This window comes from uncultured Pseudomonas sp., assembly GCF_913774235.1.
In the GTDB taxonomy this organism is placed as follows: domain Bacteria; phylum Pseudomonadota; class Gammaproteobacteria; order Pseudomonadales; family Pseudomonadaceae; genus Chryseomonas.
In genome coordinates this window covers 531,086-548,937 of the sequence record NZ_CAJYDW010000012.1, presented here as the reverse complement: position 1 = coordinate 548,937, position 17,852 = coordinate 531,086, and the positions used below count along the sequence as shown (strand labels likewise).

Below are 17,852 nucleotides of genomic sequence, written 5' to 3'. Positions count from 1 at the left end.
TTACCGTGCGGGACTCTCCTTTCCCACCGTGGTGAAGCCATGACCAGCAGCAGCCGTACCCCGCAATACCCCGTCGATGAACAATTCGTGCAGCGTTGGTCGCCGCGCGCCTTCGCACCGGTCGAGATCGAAGAAGAAACTCTGCTCGGTTTCATCGAAGCCGCCCGCTGGGCGCCTTCCGCCTTCAACGCCCAGCCCTGGCGCTTCCTCTATGCCCGCCGCGGCGATGCCCACTGGGAGCTGTTCCTCAGCCTGCTGGCCGAGTTCAACCGCGGCTGGGCCCAGCACGCCTCGGCCCTGGTGATCATCCTGTCGAAGACCACCCACACCCGCGCCGGCAGCGGCGAGGAAGTGCCCTTCCCCAGCCACAGCTTCGATGCCGGCGCCGCCTGGGCCTATCTGGCGCTGCAGGCGACCAACGCCGGCTGGCACGCCCACGGCATGGCGGGTATCGATCGCGAAGGCATCCAGCACGAACTCAAGGTGCCGGCCGCGTTCAAGGTCGAGCTGGCGGTGGCCATCGGCAAGCTGGGCGACAAGGCCAGCCTGCCGGAGTCCTTGCAGGGACGCGAATTGCCCAGCCCACGCCTGACCATCGAAGAACTGGCGGTGGCCGGTCCCTACACCCTCGGCTGAGCCGCGAGATCGACGGCGCCGCGCAGGGGTTGCCGCTGTTGCAGGCGCTGGAGATTGTCGAGGAACAGCTGGACGGCCGCCGCTGGTGGCGTAGGCCCGGCGACATGGGCAGTGAGTTGCAGGTTGGGCGCCTGCCAGAAGGGATGCTCGGCCGGCAACGGCTCCTGGCGAAACACGTCCAGCACTGCCCCGCCCAGTTGGCCGCTTGCCAAGGCCGTGATCAGCGCCGCGTCCACCACACTGGTGCCCCGTCCGGCATTGATGAACAGGGCGCCCGCGGGCAGGGCCGCGAAGAAGTCCGCGTCATAGAGATCCCGGGTGCTGGGGCTGTCCGGCAGCAGGTTGACCACGAAGTCCGCCGCGGCTGCGGCTTCCTGCAATGCCGTCAGCGGCACGACCCGCGCGAAGCCGGGGATCGTCCGTGCACTGCGGGCGACACCGGTGATGCTCAGGCCGAAGGGCGCGAACAGCCGGGCGATGTCCTGGCCGATGTCCCCTGCCCCGACCAGCAGCAGACGCCGCCCGGCCAGGGTACCCGGCGCCCGGGTATCCCAGCGGCGCTCGCGCTGGCTGAGCTGGCGCGCGGCTACCTGACGCTCGTGCTGCAGCAGGTAGGTGAGCACGTATTCGCCAATGCTCTGGCCGAACAGCCCCACGGCGCGGCTGAAGCGGTAGTCGCAAGGCAGATCCGCCGCCAGCAGCGGCGCATAGCCGGCCCAGGTGGATTGCAGCCAGGTCGGCTTGGCGCCACGGCGCAGCAAGTCCGCCGCCCGGTCAGGCTGCCCCAGCCAATAGCATGTCCCTCCAGCCAGGCACTCGGCCTCGGCCAGATCCCGAGCCACCCGCAGGTCGAGGCCGGGGGCCTGTGCCTGCCAGGCGTCGACGTAGCCGGCTGGCTCGGACTCCAGCAGCAGGACGGCGGTCATAGCGGATCGTTGAGCCGCAGCAGTTCTTCGGGCAGGTGCTCGATATAGTCGTCGCGTTCCAACTCCGGTGGCGGCATCTGCAGGTGATAGCCCTGCTTGTCGATGTTCTCGAGGACCTTGGCGACATCTTCCCGCGCCAGCTTGCGCTCCGGGGTGAGCACGAACTCGAAGGCCAGGGCCGGAGGGCCGAAGGCGGTGAGCAGGCCCTCGGGGACGCGACTCAGGCCCTTGAGCTTGTCGACATAGAGGTACATTTCCGGCTTGCGCGGGCTGCGATAGATGGAGCAGAGCAATTTCATGGGGCGTTTTCCAGGGGCGCCGGCGTGGTGCGTTGCGCCTGCAGGTGGTCGAGAAGGGCCTGGCCGAAGCGCTCGCGACGCCAGCCACGCAGGTTGTCGGGCAGGCGGTATTCGCCATCGGGCCAACCGGTGCGCAGCAGGGCTTCGAGCACCTTCTTGCGCAGCATCAGCTCGGGCGCCATGCCCAGCGCCTGGGCATCACGCTCGCCGATGGCACGCAAGGCCTTGAGCAGCGGCGATACCTCATGGGGCAAGGGCTCGCCCTGCAAGTCCGGCCACTGCTCGGCGGGCGTGGCGGCACCCTCGGCGATCAATTGCAGGAGGGTATCGCCATCCTGGCGCACGGTGCGCGGATGCATGTCGTCGATGCGCGCCAAGGCCTGCTTGTCGGTAGGCTGGAAGCGCGCCAGCGGCCACAGCGAGCGCTCGCGTAGCACATGGTTACGGGGCTGGTCGCGCTCGCGGGCGGTGACCTCGCGCCAGTGGCAGAGCACTTTCAAAACCGCCAGTTGCTGACGCGACAGCCGCCAGGCCAGCTTGACCTCGCGGTAGGCCTCCCAGGGATCGCTGGTGCGACGCAGATTGGCCACCAGTTCGGCACCGTCTTCCAGCAGCCAGGTACGGCGCTGGTCATCCAGGCGGGCGTCCAGGTACTGGTAGACGTCGACCAGATGGGTCACGTCGGCCGCCGCGTAGCGTTCCTGCAGGGGCGTCAGGGGTCGTTGCAGCCAGTCGGAGCGGGTCTCGTCCTTGGGCAGGTCGATCTGCAGCACCTCGGCCACCAGCCGCGAATAGCCCATGGAGTGCGCCAGACCCAGGTAGGCCGCCGCCAGTTGGGTGTCGTACAGCGGCTGCGGCAGGCTTCCGGTCAAACGCAGCAACACTTCCAGGTCTTCGCTGCAGGCATGCAACACCTTCACCACGCCGACGTCTTCCAGCAGCGCGGCAAAGGGTGCCCAGTCGCCGATGCACAGGGGATCGACCAGATAGGCCTGCTCGCCGTCGCCGATCTGGATCAGGCCGGCCTTGGGATAGAAGGTATCGACCCGCATGAATTCGGTGTCGAGGGCGATGAAGGGCAAGGTCCGGCAACGCTGGCAGAGCGCCGCCAGCGAGGCGTCGTCGCGAATCCAGTGGGGGGTGGAAGTCAAGGGCTCACTCCAGGCAAGAGAGCCGACAGTATAAGCCACCCGGCCGGCGGGCATCGGCTCTCGTCACGGGCCTCGCCCGAGCCGACGGGTGAGCCTTCCAGCGTCTTTCCGGGTGGGTTCGTCGGCTGAACGCCCGATGAACCCGCCGGACCAAACGTGACCGAATAGTTTTTTTTGTATTCGTAAGCGCGGCCTGCTAAAAGCAGAGTGTGCGCAGGTACTCACTCGGACTTGGGAATCCGCGGAGGTAAGCGCTTCTCGCCTTTCAATGGAGCTGCAAGAGCATGAAAACAATAAAACTCACCCTACTTGCATTGGCCGTCTCGAGCGCTTCCGGCTATGCACTGGCCAACGGCCTGGCCATCAACGAACAGAGCATCAGCGGGATGGGCACCTCCTTCGCCGGACGCTCTTCTTCCGCGCAGGACGCCTCCACCATCTATGGCAACCCGGCCGGCATGTCGCGCCTGGGACGTGAAGTGTCCGTGGGTGGCGCCTACATCCATGCCAAGGTGGACATCAAGGACGTCAACGCCCGCTATGCCAACGGTCAGCAGGTGCCCGGTACCAACGACGGCGACATGGTGCCCAACTCGGTGGTGCCCTTCGGCTACTTCGTGACGCCAGTGGATGATCGCCTGCACTTCGGCCTGGGCGTCTATGTGCCCTATGCGCTGATCAGCAACTACGAGCACGCCTTCCAGGGCCGCTACCAGGGCCAGGCGAGCAAGGTGGAAGTCATCACCGTGCAGCCCACCGTCAGCTACAAGATCACCGACAAGGTCTCCATCGGCTTCGGTCCGACCATCAACCGCATCGAAGGCAAGCTGAACAGCAACCTGAGCGCCGGTGCCTTCGGTGGCGGCGATGCCCAGGTCAAGATCGATGGCGACGACACCGCCTACGGCTTCAACGTCGGGGTCCTGGCGGACCTGACCGACGACCTGACCTTCGGCCTGACCTATCACTCCAAGGTCAGCTACGAACTCAAGGGCCATACCGAAGTCAGCGGCGCCGGCAGCGCCGTCCCGGCCTTCAACTCCATCCTCAGCCGGCTCAACGGCAAGTACGATGGCAGCCTGGATCTGACCCTGCCGGAAAGCACCGACGCCTCCTTCACCTATCGCCTGAACAACGCCTGGACGCTGTATGCCGGCGCCACCTGGACGCGCTGGAGCCGCCTGCAGTCCATCACCGTGGAGAACGAAGGCACTCCCACCCTGCCGGTGCTGGGCAACCGCCTGGGCGAGATCACCGAGGAGTTCAACTGGAAGGACACCTGGTCCTACGCCGTGGGCGCCGCCTATCAGCTGAATCCGCAATGGGTGCTGCGCGCCGGCATGGCCATCGACCCCTCCCCGGTGGACAACGCCGACCGCAACGTGCGCGTCCCGGTGGGCGATCGCAAGACCTTCTCCCTGGGCGCGGGCTGGTCCCCGACCAAGGAGATGACCATCGACGTGGCCTACGCCTACCTGTGGGAAGACAACGTCAAGGTCAACCGTGCCCCCGACGCCCTGCGCGGTGGCTACAGCGCCAAGTACGACAACAGCGCCCACGGCCTGGGCGCCCAGCTGACCTACCGCTTCTAAGCGCCAGGTTCCGCTGTCACGAAGCCGCCGCGAGGCGGCTTCGTGCTGTTCGGCTCACGCCATACGTACCACCACCTTGCCGAAGGCACCGCGGGCCAGGTGTTCCAAGGCTGCGGGCAGTTCGGCCAGGGTGTATTCAGCGGCCACCACGGGCGTGATGCCTGCCTGGTCGATCCAGCGTATCAGGTCTTCCAACTCACGACGGCTGCCAACACTGACGCCCTGGATGCGGGCGCGCTTGGCGAACAGCGTCGCGCAGGGAACCTGCAGCTGGAAGCCTTCCAGCACCCCGACCATGGCGATCACCCCACCCGGCGCCAGGCTATCCAGGGTCGGGCCCAGATCACCGCTGGCGAGCGCCACGGCGACATCCACTCCGCGGCCACCGGTGGCCTGCCAGACCTCTTCGGCCCAATCGGGGCGGCTGCGATCCACCACTCGCTGGACGCCCAGGGCCTGTGCCTGGGCGCGCTTCTCGGCGCTGGCGCTGGTCAGCACCACCTGGGCACCGAGGCTCAGCGCGAGCTGGGCAGCGAACAGCGCCACACCACCGCTGCCCTGTACCAGCACCCATTGGCCTGCTCGCAGCCGCCCGACCTCCAGCAGGCTGTGCCAGGCGGTGAGGCCCGCGCAGGTCAGGGTGCTGGCACCGGCGTCGTCCAGGGTCTCCGGCGCGGCGACCATGTTGTCCTCGTGCATCACCACGTACTCGCCTAGTACGCCAGGCAGCTCCGCGCCGCCGAAGGCCGCATCGGGCGCCCGCCCCGGCAGGGGCTCATCGAGCCAGTGGCGCCAGAAGGTGTTGATCACCCGCTGGCCGAGCCCTACCCGGCGAACGCCTGCCCCGAGTGCCACCACTTCGCCAACCAGATCCGAACCGGGCACCAGGGGGAAAGGCAGCGGACTGCCCATGCCGTTCTCCAGCACCAGACGGTCGCGATAGTTGAGGGATACCGCTCGCACCCGAACCAGCACCTCCCGGTCAGCGGGCTGGGGAACGGGCGCTTCGACCAGGCGGAGGTGGGCGGCGCCATAGGCGTGCAATTGCCATTGCCGGGCGGAGATCGGATGCATGGGAATTTCCTCGGTGGGTAGTTCCGCACAGCTTATTGAATAGCCCGGCGCGCCAGTTGCGCGACAAATTCTCAGGATCGAATAGCCAGACACGACAATCCCATGATCAGAGCGGACTCCCTGGGCGGCATCGCCGCCTTCGTCCAGGCCGTGCAGTCGGGCAACTTCAGTAGCGCGGCACAGCGGCTGCATCTTTCCCGCTCGGCGGTCGGCAAGGCGGTAGCGCGCCTGGAAGAACAGCTGGGCGTCCAGCTCTTCCAACGCACTACGCGCAGCCAGAAACTCACGGCAGAGGGCGAGCTCTTCTATCAGCGCTGCCTGCGCATCCTGGCCGAACTGGAGGGTGCCGAGGAAGAACTCGGCGGAGACCACCAGAGTCCACGCGGACGGCTACGGCTGAGCATGCCGGTGCTGTTGGGCCGCCGCTGCCTGGCGCCGATCCTGTTGGAACAGGCCGAGCGCTGGCCCGACCTGCAACTGGAGCTCTCCTTCAGCGACCGCAAGGTGGACCTGTTGGAGGAAGGTATCGACTTGGCCATCCGTAGCGGTTCGCTGGACGATACGCCCGGTCTGCGGAGCCGCAGCCTGGGACGGCATCTCATGGTGGTCTGCGCGGCACCCGCCTGGCTGGCTCGCCACGGCACACCACAGAGCCTGGACGAGCTGGCGCAGCAGCCGGCAGTACTCTATGGCCGCGGTACCCAAGGGGCGAGCTGGGCCTTCCAGGACACCGCGGGCAAGTTGCTCGAGATCCGGCCACCGGCCCGGCTGCTCCTGGACGACCTCGAGGCCATGCTCCAGGCGGCTTGTCGGGGGCTCGGGGTCACGCGTCTGCCGAGCTGGTTGGTCGAGGCGGCGCTGCGCGAAGGCGAACTGGTGGCCCTCACCTTCGCCGAGCGTGCCCAACCCATCGAGATCCAGGCGATCTGGCCGGCCATGCGACAACTGCCCTTGCGGGTGCGTCTGGTGCTGGACGAGTTGGTGGAGCGCCTGCCGCCATTGCTCGGCGGGGCGGCGGTCAGCCAGCCCTGAGCCCGCTCAGGCGAGCACCGCCCAGCGCCCCTGGTGCGCGCCGTACCAGGCCTCGAACACCTCCCTGGGCATGGGGCCAGCCACCAGCAGCCCCTGCAACTGGTCACAGCCCATGGCCGTCAGCAAGGCGGCAGCTTCGGGCGTCTCCACCCCTTCGGCCACCACTCGCAGCCCGCGCAGTTGACCCAACTGGACCAGCAGGCGAATGACTTCCTGATCGCCCGGCAGTTGAGAGTGCTCGATGAACTGCTTGTCGATCTTCAACTCGTCGATGGGGAAGCTGCTCAGGCAGGCCAGCGAGGAATGGCCGGCGCCGAAGTCGTCCAAGGCCAGTTCGAAGCCCATCGCCTTGAGTTGCCTCAGACAGTCGAGCACCTGGACCGGATTGCTCATGGCGCGCGACTCGGTGATTTCCAGGCAGAAGCTCTGGGCGATGGCGCCGGTCTCGTCGAGCAGGCGGCCGATGCGGCCGATGAAGGCCGGATGTTCGAGATCCAGCAGCGAGAGGTTGACGTTGAGCGTGAGCGAGCCCAGCGGCCAATCGCGCTGCAGCCGCATGCAGCGCTCGAGAATCCAGAGGGTGATGTCGCAGATCTTGCGACTCTGCTCGGCGATGCCGACGAAGACCTCCGGCCCAAGCAGACCAAGTTCCGGGTGCTGCCAGCGGATCAGTACCTCGGCACCGGCGATGCGCCCGTCCGCCAGGGAGATCTTCGGCTGCAGATAGAGCCGCAGCTGATCGTGATCCACAGCCAGGTCCAGGGCATCGAGCAGGGCGATGCCGAGTTGGCGCTGGCGCTCCTGCTCCGGGTCGTGGAAGGCATAGGGCAGCTGTCGCCGCCGGGCCTCCTGCAGGGCGGTCTCGGCGTTGGCCAGCAGCCCCTCGGCACCCTCGCCATGCTCGGGATAGCAGGCGATGCCGAAGGTGATGCGCAGGGAGACGCGCTGATTGCCGCTGACCACCGGTTTTTCCACCAGGTTGCGCAGGGAGAGCAGCGCCGCCTCGGCGGAGCCGGCATCGAACCAGGGCAGCAGGAGCACGAAGGTGTCGGCACCGATCCGGGCCACGCCATTCTCCTCCGGCGCCGCGACCCTGAGGCGCCGGGCCAGATGACGGAGGATCTTGTCGCCGCCTTCCTGGCCGAGCAGTTCGTTGATGTTACGGAAGTTGGCGACATCCAGCAGCAGCACGGCGAAGCGCCCCAGGGGGGCCTGCTCGATGCGCTGGCGCAGCTCCAGCACCAGGCGGGTCTGGTTGGGCAGCCGGGTCAGCATGTCGCGGAACGCCAGCTGGCTGATGCGGCGCTCCCGGGCGGCCAGGGCGGCGCCCATCTGGTTCATGGCCCGCCCCAGGCGGCCCACCGGATCTCGCCCCTCCTTGAGCCCGAGCTGGTAATCGCCGTCGGCGATGCGCTCGGTAGCCTGCCCGAGGCGCAGCAGGTAGCGATTGAGCGCTCCCGCCAGGATGCGCGCGACCAGCGCACCCAAGGCGAAGATGAGCACCCCGATGAGCAGCGACTCCAGCAGCGCCGAGCGCTCCGCCGCTGCTATGCCTTCCATGAACATATCCGCCCCCATGACGACCACTTGCCCGTCCCGGCCGGGAACGGCCAGGAACAGGGAACGAAAATTACCGAAACCATCCTGGTATTCGGCGAAACGGGGTTGGTGATCGGTGAACACCGCGCGCAGCTCCGGCGGAGCCTGCTCGTAGACCTGGCGATAGTCGCCGTAGTAGCCGATGCGGATGTCCTCTTCGCTGGCCGAGTCCATGATGAAGCGGAACTCGTCGCCATCCTCGACGAAGGCGTAGAGCGCTGCCAGACCCGCCTTCTGCGCATAGCGATCGAGGGTCACGAGGGTGCGGTGATAGCGCTGCGGATCGGCTTGCGCGGGATCCTGCAGTTGCGCCAGGTAGTCCTCGCCGAGGATCTCGGGCAAGGCCAGGGCAGCGCTCATCAACCGGTAGTCGATGCTCTGGCTGCTGACGTCACGCGCCTGGCGATAGCTGTGCAGGGTGAACAGCGTGGTGCCCAGGGCATCCACCAGGATGAAGGCCAGCAGAAACTTGGCGAACAGACTGCGAGGCTTGAAACGAAGGCGGGGTTCGGCGGCGATTTCCTTGGCCGAATCCGCGCGCGAATACGCACCGGGCATTAGGGCTCCTTGTCCTGCTGACGACGACTCCCTCCGGACCCGCGCGTGTCTTGGGTGGCTGTCGCATCAGGGCGATACCACAGGCCTTCTTAGCGGTTAACGGGGCAAGCTTCAAGGCGCACGGTGGCAAACTTCCCGCCATCTCACAGTTAGGCCGAGTATTTTCAGTGCGCCACCAAGGCCAGGACGACCAGCACCGCGGTTTCGCTCAGCTCCAGCAGGGCCCCGGCAGTGTCGCCGGTAGTGCCGCCGAGGCGCTGGCGGAAGGCCCGGCGCGCCAGCAGCGCGATCGCGGCGGTGGCGATCAGGGCGAATCCGCCGAGGGGCAACAGCAGCAACAGCACCGCGCCGCCGACCAGTACCCCGCGCAGGGTCGCCCGCGGCAGGTGGCGACTGAGCAGTTCACCGAGTCCGCCCGGGCGGACGTAGGCCGTGGTCAGCAGCAGCCAGGGCAGCGCCAGGCGCCCGGCCAGGGGGGCCAGCCACAGGCAGCTGGACGACTGCGGCAGCAGCACGACCAGGGCGCTCCACTTGAGCAACAGGGTCAACAGCAGCGCCAGCACGCCCATGGGGCCGCAGGCCGGGTCCTTCATGATCGCCAGGGTGCGCTCGCGATCACCATAGCCGCCGACCCAGGCATCGGCGGTATCGGCCAGGCCGTCCAGGTGCAGGCCGCCGGTCAGCATCACCCAACCCGCCAGCACCAGCGCCGCCTGCAGGAACACTCCACTCCCCGCCCCCAACCAGGCGATCAGGCTCAGCAGCCCCCCGAGCAGCAAGCCCACCACCGGATACCAGAGCACCGAGCGGCCCACGGCCTCCGGCGGCGGCATCCCCGGCAGGCGAACCGGCAGGCGGGTGAGGAATTGCACGGCGATCAGCAGCGGCAAGGGCATCAGCAGGGCTCCAGCGTCAACGCTTGCAGCGTCGCGTAAGGCGCCTCGACCTGCAGCAGGTCCTTGGGCGCAAGACCGAGCTGGCGGGCCAGCAGCAGACGGATCACACCGCCATGGGTGACGATCAGGCTGCGCCGCTCTTGCAGCCGCGGCTGCCAGCGCGCCACGGCGCCGAGCACCCGTTCGGCGAAGGCGGCTACCGGCTCGCCCCCGGGCGGCGTATAGGCATAGGGATCGGCCCAGAACCGCCCGAGGGCCTCGGCCTGCTCCTGCATCAGGTCGGCGGCGCTACGTCCTTCCCACTCGCCAAAATCCAGCTCGCGTAACGCTGGCTCCAGGTGCAGCGTGGCGCCCTGCTCCGCCGCCAGCCACTCGGCGAAACGTGCACAACGCTGCTGTGGTGAACTCAGGATCAGGGCGAACGGTGGCAGCTCGGCGACGGCCGCGCGCAGCTGCGCCCAGCCCTGCGCCGACAGTGGCGGATCAAGGCGACCGCGAAAGCCCTCCGGACCTTCGGTAACGCCATGGCGCAGCAGCCAGCAATCAGTCATGGGCACGGTCGGAGACGCTGGCTTCGGCGAAGGTCGCCATCTCGCTGTGCAGGCGACAGGACAGCTGTAGCAAGGGAACGGCCAGGGCCGCGCCACTGCCCTCGCCCAGGCGCAGGCCCAGGTCCAACATGGGCTCGCCGCCTAGGGCTAGCAGCACGGCGGCATGGCCGGGTTCGGCGCCGCAGTGGGCGAACAGCAGCCAGTCCCGGGTATCGGGTTGTAGGCGCAGGGCGCAGAGCGCCGCCACCGAGCAGATGAAGCCGTCCACCAGGGTCGGCAGGCCCTGCTGGGCGCAGGTCAGGTAGGCACCGGTCAGGGCCGCCAGCTCGAAGCCGCCCAACCGGCGCAGCAGTTCGTAGGGATCCTGTAGCGCTTCGCCGTGGCGCAGCAGGGCGCGCTGGATGACCGCGACCTTGCGTGCCACGCCGCTGGCGTCCAGACCGGTGCCCGGGCCGGCCAGGGCCTGGGGCGAGGTATCCAGGAGCACGCTGGCCAGGGCGCTGGCGGCGGTGGTATTGCCGATGCCCATCTCGCCACCGATGAACAGGTCGGCGCCGTGCGCCCGGGCGCGCAGCACGGCATCGCGGCCGGCCTGCAGCGCGGCCTGGCACTGTTCGTGGGTCATGGCCGCGGTCAGGGTGAAGTTGGCGGTGCCGGGGCCCAACGGCAGGTCGATCACCCCCGGCAGCGCCTCCAGGGGCGTGACGGTACCCAGGTTGACCACTTCCAGGGTGGCGTCGAGTTGCCGGGCCAGCACGCTGATGGCCGCCCCGCCGCGGACGAAATTGCGCACCATCTCGGCGGTGACGGCCTGCGGATAGGCCGAAACGCCCTCCTCCACGACCCCGTGGTCGCCGGCGAAGACGGCGATGGCCGTGCGCTCCAACACGGGCCGGGAGGTGCCCTGCAGGGCTGCCATCTGGATGGCCAACGCCTCCAGGTCGCCGAGCGAGCCGCTCGGCTTGGTCAGGACCGCCTGCCGCTGGCGCGCAGCCTCGGCGGCGGCGGTATCGGGTTGGCGGCAGGGTCCTTGCCACCAGGGCATGCTCATAGCGGGGTTCCTTTGAGGATGAGGGGTAGCCCGGCCACGGTCAGTACCACGCGGTCGCAACGCGCAGCCAGGGCTTGGTGCAATTCGCCAGCGGCGTCGACGTAGCGCCGCGTCAGCTCGCCCAGCGGGACGACGCCCAGGCCGGTTTCGTTGCTGACGAAGATCAGTCGGCCAGGCAACTGCGGCACGGCATCGAGCAGTTCGGCACAGGCCTGGTCGAGACGCTGGGGATCGTCGAGCAGCAGCAGGTTGGTCAGCCAGAGGGTGAGACAGTCCACCAGCAGGCAGCCGTCCGGCGCGGCCAGGGCGCGCAGCCGTTCGGCCAGCGCCAGGGGTTCCTCCACCAGCGCCCAGTGCGCCGGCCGGCGGGCGGCATGGCGCTCGATGCGCCGCGCCAGCTCAGCGTCGCTGCCGCCGGCGGTGGCGATGTAGGTGACGGCGAGGCCGGACTCGGCGGCCAGGCGCTCGGCCAGGGCGCTCTTGCCGGAGCGAGCGCCGCCGAGGATGAATTCGCGCATCTAGAGCTCGCAGAGGGCGCGCAGGCGCCCGGTGTCCAAGTGGTGTTCGACCAGATCGGCCAGGCGCTCCAGATCGCGTTCGCGCAGGGCGTGGTAGTCCAGCTGTTCGGGCTCGGCCAGGCCGGCCCAACGCAACAGCGCGACGCTGGCCGCGGGCGATTCGAACAGGCCGTGCAGATAGGTGCCCAGCACCTGGCCGTCGGCGCTGAGGCTGCCGTCGACCCGGCCATCGGCGAAGCGCAGCACCGGGCGCTCCAGCGCCGGGCCCTGGCTGACGCCGGCATGGATCTCGTAGCCGACGAACTCGGCCCCGCCGTCGCACAGCGAGCCACGCACGTTACGCAGCTGCTTTTCCGCCGCCAATTCGGTGGTCATGGCCAAGAGCCCCAGACCGGCGCTATCGCCCGGTGTCCCTTCCAGGCCAAGAGGGTCGGCGATGCACTCGCCGAGCATCTGGAAACCGCCGCAGATACCCAGCACCCGGCCGCCGTAGCGCAGATGACGGGCAATGGCCGTGTCCCAGCCCTGGGCGCGCAGGAAGGCCAGGTCGCTGCGCACGCTCTTGGAACCGCCGAGGATGATCAGGTCCGCCGCCGGCAGGTCTTCGCCCTGGCGCACGAACAGCAGCTCGACCTGGGGATGCAGGCGCAGTGGGTCGAAATCGGTGTGATTGCTCAGCCGCGGCATCACCGGTATCGCCACCCGCAGGCGCGGCCCCTGCTTGGCGACCTGGCCGGTGGCCAGGCGATCCTCGGCTTCCAGGTGCAGGTCGTGGAGATAGGGCAGCACGCCGAGCACCGGCTTGCCGGTGCGCGCTTCCAGCCAGTCCAGTCCCGGTTGCAGCAGGGCCAGGTCGCCGCGGAAGCGGTTGATGATGAAACCGGCGACGCGCGCCTGCTCGCTGGGTTCGAGCAGGTCCAGGGTGCCGACCAGATGGGCGAAGACGCCGCCGCGGTCGATGTCGGCCACCAACAGCACGGGGCAGTCCACCGCCTCGGCGAAGCCCATGTTGGCGATGTCGCCCTGGCGCAGGTTGATCTCGGCCGGCGAGCCGGCGCCCTCCACCAGCACCACCCGATACTGCGCCGCCAGCCGGGCATGGGAGGCCAACACGGCTTCGCGCGCGATGGGCTTGTAGGCGTGGTAGGCCTTGGCGTCCATGCTGGTGACGGCGCGACCATGGATGATCACCTGGGCGCCGACATCGGTGTTGGGCTTGAGCAGCACCGGATTCATATCGGTATGCGGGGCGAGTCCGCAGGCTTGAGCCTGGACCGCCTGGGCGCGACCGATCTCGCCACCGTCGGCGGTCACGGCGCTGTTGAGCGCCATGTTCTGCGGCTTGAAGGGCACCACGCTCACGCCCTGGCGATACAGCCAGCGGCACAGCGCGGCCACCAGGGTGCTCTTGCCGGCGTCGGAGGTGGTGCCCTGCACCATCAAGGTACTCATGAGGAACTCCGGTAGCGGGCCAGGCCCTGGTCGAGGCGCTGCCAGCCGGACTCGTCGGCGGGCAAGCCGAATCTCAGGGCACTCAGGGCGGGAAACAGCCGGGTGAAGATCGCCTGGCGCGCCAGGTGTTCATGCAGGGCCGCGGCGTCCGGGCGGCGCAGCAACTGGAACAAGGCACAGCCGCCGCTGGGCGGCAGGTGGTGGGCGGCGAGCAGGGTCGCCAGCCGATCGCCGGCCTGGAGCAAGGCCGTGCGTTGACACTCGTGCGCCGCGACATCCGCCAGCACCTGCCGGGCGAGATAGCGACTCGGGCCATTCACCGTCCAGGGACCGAGGTACTCGTCGAGGCGCGCCAGGAAATCGGGCGCGGCGAGCACGAAGCCCAGGCGTAGGCCAGCCAGGCCGAAGAACTTGCCGAAGGAGCGCAGCACGATCAGCCCGGGCAGATCGCTGTAGGGCGCCAGACTCAGGTCTGGCGTCGGGTCCATGAAGGCCTCGTCGACCACCAGCCAACCGCCGCGCCGTTCGAGCCGACCGTGCCAGTCCAGCAGCCGCGCGGGCGGTAGTTGCTGTCCGGTGGGATTGTTGGGATTGACCACCACCAGCACGTCGAGCGAATCGAGTCCGGCCGTGATCTGCTCCTCGCTCAGCTCAAGCACCTCGTGCCCGGCGCGACGCCAGGCCAGGGCGTGCTCGGCGTAACAGGGGGCGAGCACCGCGATGCGCGCGGGTGCCCGCAGGGTCGGCAGCGCCTGGATGGCGGCCTGGGAGCCTGCCACCGGCAAAGCGATAGGTGCACGGTAGTAGGCGCAGGCAGCCTCCACCAGGCCATCGTCGGGCTCGGGCAGGCGCGCCCAGGAACTGGCGGGAATCTCCGGCAGCGGCCAAGGCCAGGGCGCGAGTCCAGTGGACAGGTCCAGCCAGTCTGCCAAGGGGATATCGTAAGTACGCGCCGCGCGGCGCAATCGACCGCCGTGCTCAAGCAAGCAGCAACCCTCCCAGGGCGATCAGCGCTGTCCATAGCCAGGCACCGCGGCGGACCAGCTTGAGGGCTCGGGTGATGGCCAGGAAGGTCGGTGCCGGGCCGCGCCCGAGCACAGGACGCTCGTGCCACTCACCGTGGTAGCGCGCCGCCCCGCCCAGGCTCACGCCCAGGGCACCGGCGCCAGCGGCCATCACCGGACCGGCGTTGGGGCTGTCCCACAACGGTGCCTGGGTGCGCCAGCATTCGATGGCGTTCCAGAAGCGGCCGAGTCCGGCGTAGGTCAGGGCGACCAGGCGCGCGGGGATATAGTTGAGCACGTCATCGAGACGCGCCGCGGCCCAGCCGAAGCGCTCCAGGCGCGGGGTGCGATAGCCCCACATGGCATCCAGGGTATTGGCCAGGCGATAGAGCACCACGCCCGGCGCGCCGAGCAGGGCGAACCAGAACAGCGCGGCGAAGACGGCATCGCTGCCGTTCTCCAGCACCGATTCGGTGGCGGCGCGGGCGACGGCGGTCTCGTCCAGCTCCGCGGTTTCACGGCTGACCAGGTAACCGACCCGCTGCCGTGCCTCCGGCAGATTATTGCGCTGCAGGGCGCGTGCCACCGGTTCGGCATGCTCGCCCAGGCTGCGCAGCCCTATGGCCAGGTAGAGCGCCAACGGCTGGATGATCCAGGCCAGCCAGCCGATCTGGCAGAGCAAGGCGGTGAGCAGCACCCAGGGCAGCACGGCAAGACTCCAGGCCATGACTCCGTGGCTGCGCCAGCCGCGACCCCCGGGATTGAGACGCGCCTCCAGGCCGTCGGCGAAGCGCCCGAACAGCACCAGGGGATGGGCGCGCCGCGGCTCACCGAGCAGGAGGTCGAGCAGCATCCCGACCACCACCGTGAACGCCAACATCATGGTTTCCGGCCCCAACGATTCTCGAAGACCAGTTCTTCCAGGGGACGGCCCTGCCGCCAGCCCTCTTCTTCCAACATCGGCCGCTCATAGAAGGCCTCGACCGGCCCCAGGCAGAGAATGGCCGCCGGCTGGGAGCCTTCGGGCATCCCCAGCAGGCTGCGCACGGCTTCCGGTTCGAACAGCGAGACCCAGCCCATACCCAGGCCTTCGCAGCGCGCCGCCAGCCAGAGATTCTGGATGGCGCAGGACAACGAGGCGAGATCCATCTCCGGCAGGGTACGCCGCCCGAAGATGTGGGTTTCACGGCCGTCCATGAGGGCCGCCACCAGCACTTCGGCGCAATCGAGGATGCCCTGCACCTTGAGCTTCATGAACTCGTCGCTGCGCTCGCCAAGGGCCTCGGCGGTGGCACAGCGCTCCTCTTCCACCAGCTCGTGCAGCCGCTGGCGCAAGGCCGGATCGGTGATGCGCAGGAAGCGCCAGGGCTGCATCAGCCCCACGCTGGGCGCGTGATGAGCCGCGCTCAGCAGGCGCGCCAATTGTTCGGCGGGCACCTCGCCACCGCAGAAATGCCGCATGTCGCGGCGCTCGGCAATGGCTCGGTAGACGGCGGCTCGTTCGGCGGGGGTATAGGGCGTCGTGGTCACGGCTTGAACATCGCGGCGGCCGCGGCGGGTGCCGACGGCATGTAGAAGTGAATATAGCTGGCGGTAAGGCGACCGTCGCGGTAGACCGCCTCGGCCACCGCCTTGCCATTGGGGCACAGCCCGCGCGCCCAGGGCGCTTCCGGGGACTCCAGGGCGGAATGGTGATAGGTGTGGCCGCGCAGGGTGCCCTGCTCGAATTCCACCGACTGCAACGCCAGGGCGGTCAGCCGCGCCTGCATCCGCGCGCTGCCCGGCAGCAGGCCGAGCATGGTGGCGGACTCACCGGCCTTGTCGGTCAGTTCATCGAGCAGATAGAGCATGCCACCGCATTCGGCCAGGATCGGCTTGCCGGCGGCGTGGTGAGCGCGGATGGCCGCGCGCATGCCCAGGTTGTTGGACAGTGCCTGCAGGTGCAGCTCGGGATAGCCGCCGGGCAGATAGAGGCTATCCACCTCGGGCAGTTGGCTATCTGCGAGTACGGAAAAGAAGGAAAGCTCGGCGCCCAAGGCGCGCAAGAGATCGAGGTTGGCCTGGTAGATAAAGGCCAGAGCCGCATCCCGTGCCACGCCGATACGCACCCCGGCCAACAGCGGTTCGACGGACGTTGGCTGCGGGGCGGCAAAGGCTACGGGTGGCGGCAATTCGATATCGGAACTGGCCGCCAGGGCGTCGGCAGCGGCGTCGAGACGGCGATCCAAATCGGTGACCTCGTCGGCCTGGATCAGCCCGAGATGGCGACTGGGTAGTTCGATGCCGGCATCCCGCGGCAGGCTGCCGAAGAAGGTCATACCCGCCGGTAGGCTGCCCCGGATCAACTGGGTCTGCCGCGAACTGCCACTGCGATTGGCCAGCACCCCGGCGAAGGGCAGACTCGGCCGGTAGTGGGCCAGGCCATAGGCCAGGGCGCCAAAGGTCTGCGCCAGGCCGGCGGCGTCGATTACCCCCAAGACCGGCACGCCGAAGCGCTCGGCCAGGTCCGCCGCGGAGGGCTGACCGTCGAACAGGCCCATGACCCCTTCGATGAGGATGAGATCGGCCTCCCCCGCCGCTTCCCACAGCAGCCGCCGACTCTCGGCTTCGCCGATCATCCAGAGATCGAGCTGGTAGACCGGCGCGCCGCTGGCGCGGGCGAGGATCATCGGGTCGAGGAAGTCCGGACCGCACTTGAATACCCGCACTCGTCGGCCCTGACGAGCGTGCAGCCGGGCCAGGGCGGCGGTGACGCTGGTCTTGCCCTGGCCGGAGGCCGGGGCGGCGATCAGCAGCGCCGGGCAATGCCGCGTTGCCCCTACCATTCGATGCCCTGCTGGGCGCGGACGCCGGCCTGGAAGGCATGCTTGACCAGGCTCATGTCGGTCACGGTATCGGCGGCCTCGACCAACGCCGGCGGAGCGCCGCGGCCGGTGACCACCACGTGCTGATGGGCTGGACGCCCGGCGAGGTCAGCGAGCACCTGGTCGACGTCCAGGTAGCCATGCTTGAAGGCGATGTTGAGTTCGTCCAGCAGCACCAGGCCGATGGCCGGATCGCGCAGCAGCTCCACCGCCACCGCCCAGGCCGCGGCAGCCGATTGCAGGTCGCGGGCACGGTCCTGGGTGTCCCAGGTGAAGCCCTCGCCCATGACGTGGTAGCGCACCTCGTCCGGGAAGCGCTTGAAGAAGAGTTGCTCGCCGGTGTCACGACGGCCCTTGATGAACTGCACTACCCCCACCTTCATGCCGTGGCCGAGGGCGCGTGCCGCCATACCGAAGGCCGAGCTGCTCTTGCCCTTGCCGATGCCGGTATGCACCAGCAGCAGGCCGCGTTCCTCCTGGGCGTCGGCGATGCGGGCACCGATCACCGCCTTCTTGCGCACCATGCGCGCCCGGTGGCGCTCGTCGCGCTCATCGCTGGAAGTATCGGGGGTATCGGTCATGGCGGTTCTCCGGATGCGGGCGCGGCGGAGAAAAGGGCAGAGACGCCGCCCGCACAAGGCAGGTGACG

At 68.6% G+C, this 17,852-nt stretch carries 18 protein-coding genes; 3 read left to right on the top strand and 15 right to left on the bottom strand.

The window, feature by feature from the left end; all coding sequences use genetic code 11:
- Positions 1-39: 39 nt before the first annotated feature.
- Positions 40-636, top strand: coding sequence for a nitroreductase family protein (locus tag QZ471_RS12025; protein ID WP_295463974.1), 597 nt, complete (start codon positions 40-42; stop codon positions 634-636).
- Here QZ471_RS12025 and QZ471_RS12020 read toward each other — a convergent pair.
- Genes QZ471_RS12020 through rnd form a run of 3 tightly spaced genes read right to left on the bottom strand, consistent with a single transcriptional unit; the run spans position 621 to position 3,012 of the window.
- A complete protein-coding gene (locus QZ471_RS12020) occupies positions 621-1,562 on the bottom strand; it encodes a D-2-hydroxyacid dehydrogenase (RefSeq protein WP_295463972.1) in 942 nt (313 codons plus the stop codon). The two genes, QZ471_RS12025 and QZ471_RS12020, sit on opposite strands and share 16 nt — an antisense overlap.
- A complete protein-coding gene (locus tag QZ471_RS12015) occupies positions 1,559-1,861 on the bottom strand; it encodes a YcgL domain-containing protein (RefSeq protein WP_295463970.1) in 303 nt (100 codons plus the stop codon). Before QZ471_RS12015 ends, QZ471_RS12020 begins: the two co-directional genes overlap by 4 nt.
- A complete protein-coding gene (rnd, locus tag QZ471_RS12010; protein WP_295463968.1) occupies positions 1,858-3,012 on the bottom strand; it encodes a ribonuclease D in 1,155 nt (384 codons plus the stop codon). Before rnd ends, QZ471_RS12015 begins: the two co-directional genes overlap by 4 nt.
- 284 nt (positions 3,013-3,296) lie before the next feature.
- Here rnd and QZ471_RS12005 point away from each other — a divergent pair, with 284 nt between their 5' ends.
- On the top strand, positions 3,297-4,604 hold the full coding sequence (locus tag QZ471_RS12005; RefSeq protein WP_295463966.1) for an outer membrane protein transport protein: 1,308 nt from the start codon (positions 3,297-3,299) through the stop codon (positions 4,602-4,604).
- Between the two features lie 54 nt (positions 4,605-4,658).
- Here the strand turns inward: QZ471_RS12005 and QZ471_RS12000 are convergent, their stop codons facing one another.
- Positions 4,659-5,678 carry an NAD(P)-dependent alcohol dehydrogenase gene (locus tag QZ471_RS12000; protein ID WP_295463964.1) on the bottom strand — a complete coding sequence of 340 codons (1,020 nt, stop codon included), beginning with the start codon at positions 5,676-5,678 and terminating at the stop codon, positions 4,659-4,661.
- Positions 5,679-5,780: 102 nt separating this feature from the next.
- On the opposite strand from QZ471_RS12000, the gene QZ471_RS11995 reads away from it, so the two are divergent.
- The gene (locus QZ471_RS11995) at positions 5,781-6,710 is read left to right on the top strand and encodes a LysR family transcriptional regulator (RefSeq protein ID WP_295463962.1); all 930 of its coding nucleotides are present in this window, start codon (positions 5,781-5,783) and stop codon (positions 6,708-6,710) included.
- A gap of 6 nt (positions 6,711-6,716) precedes the next feature.
- Here the strand turns inward: QZ471_RS11995 and QZ471_RS11990 are convergent, their stop codons facing one another.
- From QZ471_RS11990 to cobO, 11 genes are all read right to left on the bottom strand, one after another.
- Positions 6,717-8,867, bottom strand: coding sequence for a bifunctional diguanylate cyclase/phosphodiesterase (locus tag QZ471_RS11990; RefSeq protein ID WP_295463960.1), 2,151 nt, complete (start codon positions 8,865-8,867; stop codon positions 6,717-6,719).
- Between the two features lie 164 nt (positions 8,868-9,031).
- Positions 9,032-9,763 (bottom strand): adenosylcobinamide-GDP ribazoletransferase, encoded by a 732-nt coding sequence (locus tag QZ471_RS11985; RefSeq protein ID WP_295463958.1) that lies wholly within the window; start codon positions 9,761-9,763, stop codon positions 9,032-9,034.
- Entirely contained in the window at positions 9,763-10,314 is a 552-nt protein-coding gene (gene cobC, locus QZ471_RS11980; RefSeq protein WP_295463956.1) for an alpha-ribazole phosphatase family protein, read from the bottom strand. The genes QZ471_RS11985 and cobC overlap by 1 nt, the downstream gene beginning before the upstream one ends.
- Complete coding sequence (gene cobT / locus QZ471_RS11975; RefSeq protein WP_295463954.1) at positions 10,307-11,365, bottom strand: nicotinate-nucleotide--dimethylbenzimidazole phosphoribosyltransferase; 1,059 nt, start codon at positions 11,363-11,365, stop codon at positions 10,307-10,309. Before cobT ends, cobC begins: the two co-directional genes overlap by 8 nt.
- Positions 11,362-11,883 (bottom strand): bifunctional adenosylcobinamide kinase/adenosylcobinamide-phosphate guanylyltransferase, encoded by a 522-nt coding sequence (gene cobU, locus QZ471_RS11970; RefSeq protein WP_295463952.1) that lies wholly within the window; start codon positions 11,881-11,883, stop codon positions 11,362-11,364. Before cobU ends, cobT begins: the two co-directional genes overlap by 4 nt.
- Positions 11,884-13,335, bottom strand: coding sequence for a cobyric acid synthase (locus QZ471_RS11965; protein ID WP_295463950.1), 1,452 nt, complete (start codon positions 13,333-13,335; stop codon positions 11,884-11,886).
- Entirely contained in the window at positions 13,332-14,321 is a 990-nt protein-coding gene (gene cobD / locus QZ471_RS11960; protein ID WP_295463948.1) for a threonine-phosphate decarboxylase CobD, read from the bottom strand. Before cobD ends, QZ471_RS11965 begins: the two co-directional genes overlap by 4 nt.
- A complete protein-coding gene (cbiB, locus tag QZ471_RS11955) occupies positions 14,314-15,222 on the bottom strand; it encodes an adenosylcobinamide-phosphate synthase CbiB (RefSeq protein WP_295463946.1) in 909 nt (302 codons plus the stop codon). Before cbiB ends, cobD begins: the two co-directional genes overlap by 8 nt.
- Positions 15,219-15,869, bottom strand: coding sequence for a 5,6-dimethylbenzimidazole synthase (gene bluB / locus QZ471_RS11950; protein ID WP_295463944.1), 651 nt, complete (start codon positions 15,867-15,869; stop codon positions 15,219-15,221). The genes cbiB and bluB overlap by 4 nt, the downstream gene beginning before the upstream one ends.
- Complete coding sequence (locus QZ471_RS11945) at positions 15,866-17,164, bottom strand: cobyrinate a,c-diamide synthase (RefSeq protein WP_295463942.1); 1,299 nt, start codon at positions 17,162-17,164, stop codon at positions 15,866-15,868. The genes bluB and QZ471_RS11945 overlap by 4 nt, the downstream gene beginning before the upstream one ends.
- Entirely contained in the window at positions 17,158-17,784 is a 627-nt protein-coding gene (gene cobO, locus QZ471_RS11940; protein ID WP_295463940.1) for a cob(I)yrinic acid a,c-diamide adenosyltransferase, read from the bottom strand. Before cobO ends, QZ471_RS11945 begins: the two co-directional genes overlap by 7 nt.
- Between the last annotated feature and the right edge of the window lie 68 nt (positions 17,785-17,852).